This window comes from Plasticicumulans sp., from assembly GCF_035331805.1.
In the GTDB taxonomy this organism is placed as follows: Bacteria; Pseudomonadota; Gammaproteobacteria; order Competibacterales; family Competibacteraceae; genus Plasticicumulans.
The window spans coordinates 1-1,958 of record NZ_DAOLKE010000501.1; the positions used below are offsets into that span (position 1 = coordinate 1).

At 72.4% G+C, this 1,958-nt stretch carries 3 protein-coding genes; 2 read left to right on the plus strand and 1 reads right to left on the minus strand.

Annotated elements, in window-relative coordinates; all coding sequences use genetic code 11:
- On the minus strand, positions 1-253 hold a 253-nt coding region (locus PKE44_RS18825; RefSeq protein WP_324554287.1), incomplete at its 3' end, for a DUF1127 domain-containing protein.
- 120 nt (positions 254-373) lie between these two features.
- On the opposite strand from PKE44_RS18825, the gene PKE44_RS18830 reads away from it, so the two are divergent.
- Both PKE44_RS18830 and PKE44_RS18835 read left to right on the plus strand, forming a co-directional pair.
- Positions 374-1,270, plus strand: a complete 897-nt coding sequence (locus tag PKE44_RS18830) for a LysR substrate-binding domain-containing protein (RefSeq protein ID WP_324554289.1) — start codon at positions 374-376, stop codon at positions 1,268-1,270.
- A 145-nt stretch (positions 1,271-1,415) separates the two neighbouring features.
- Positions 1,416-1,958, plus strand: a 543-nt coding sequence (locus PKE44_RS18835; protein ID WP_324554291.1) for a cytochrome b, incomplete at its 3' end; no start/stop codon positions are given.

A 1,958-nucleotide genomic window follows, 5' to 3' on the forward strand; every position in this document is an offset into this window, starting at 1 on the left:
CGGCCTCGTGCCAGGCATCGGCGCGGCTGATGCCGATGTCCTTCAGCATCGCGTCGCTGAGCGCGAGCAGCGCGCGGCGCTGGCGGTAGCGCCGGTAGCCGGCGGCGAGCCAGTGGCCGAAGCCGTTCAGCCGGGCACGCAGTCCGAGGCGCGGCAGGCCGTTCCAGACATCGGCGAGGCTGTGCGAGGCGTGGCCGGCGACGGCCGGCAGCAGCGACAGCAGGGACGGGCGAAGCAGGTGTTTGCGGAGCATGGCGGCTCTCCTTCGTGGTGTGAGGCCAGCATGGTCCGCGCTGATTGATTCATCCAACGAATAGGTTTAATGACTGCCATCAACCATACTGATGACACTCGCCCTGCCGGAGCCGCCGTCATGCCCGTGAATTTCGATACCGACCTGCTGCGCACCTTCGTCGCCATCGTCGATGCCGGCGGCTTCACGCAGGCCGCGAAGCAGGTCCACCGCACGCAGTCGGCGGTGTCGATGCAGGTGCGCCGGCTGGAGGAACAGGTCGGCAAGCCGCTGTTCCAGCGCGACGGCCGCGGCGTGCAGCTCGCCCCCGACGGCGAGGCGCTGCTCGGCTACGCGCGCCGGCTGCTGAAGCTGCACGACGAGGCCGTCGCGGCGCTGACGCAGCCCGAACTCGCCGGCAGCGTGCGCCTCGGCACGCCCGACGATTACGTCGCCCGCTTCCTGCCCGACATCCTCGCCCGCTACGCGCGCTGCTGCCCGCGCGTGCAGGTCGAGGTGCTCTGCGAGCCGAGCGTCAACCTGCGCCGGCTGCTGGCCGAGGACCGCCTCGATCTGGCGCTGGTCACCTGCCTGCCGGGCAGCGAGAGCGGCGAGATCGTGCGCCGCGAGCCGACCGTCTGGGCCTGCTCGGCGCGGCATCTGGCGCACGAGGTCGAGCCGCTGCCGCTGGCGCTGTTCCAGCCCGGCTGCTGGTGCCGCGACGCCGCGCTCGGTGCGCTGGCGCAGAGCGGCCGGCCGTACCGCATCGCCTACACCAGCGCCAGCATCGCCGGCGTGCTGGCGGCGGTGTCGGCGGGGCTGGCGGTCACGGCCGCGGCGCGCAGCGCGCTGACGCCGGACCTGCGCGTGCTGATGCAGGAGGACGGCTTCCCGCCGCTGCCGATCACCGCCATCGCGCTGCTGCGCGGCCTGCGGCCGACGCCGGCGACCGAGCAGCTCGCCGCGCACATCCGCGAAGGCTTCGGCGCCGACGATCCGCTGCCCTCGGTGTGCTCGCTGAGCGAAGAACCCGCCTGAGCCGCCCCCGCCGCCGCGCGCCCGCGGCGGCGCGGTTACAAAGCGCCGACAGAACCCCGATGCCGCCGTGGAGGTCGCGTCGCACCCTCGTGCCGACGCCGTGCCGACGACACGCTCCCGACTTCACCACGACCGGAGACTTCCGATGACTGTTCCCGCTTCCGCCGAACGCTACGGCGCGGTCGCCCGCGCCCTGCACTGGAGCATGTTCCTGCTGATCGCCGCGATGTGCCTCGCCGTCGAGGCGCGCGGCTGGCTGCCGAAGGAATCGGCGACGCGCGCCAGCCTGATGTTCTTCCACAAGTCCTGCGGCGTGGCGGTGTTCGCGCTGGTCTGGCTGCGGCTGGCGTGGCGCGCGATGCACCCGGCCCCGAAGCTGCCGGCCGGCCCCGCCTGGCAGCATTTCGCCGCGCATGCCGGCCACGTCGCGCTGTATCTGCTGATGATCGGCCTGCCGCTGACCGGTTATCTGACCTCGGCCTACGCCGGCCGCGCCGTGCCGTTCTTCGGCCTGTTCGAGCTGCCGCTCGCGGTCGGCCCGGACGAGGCCCTCGGCCACACCGTCAAGGAATTCCACGAAGCCGGCGCCACCGTGCTGTACGTGGTCGTCGCCGTACACGTCGGCGCGGCGCTGTGGCACCACTTCGTGCAGAAGGACACGGTGCTGACGCGCATGCTGCCGCAGCGC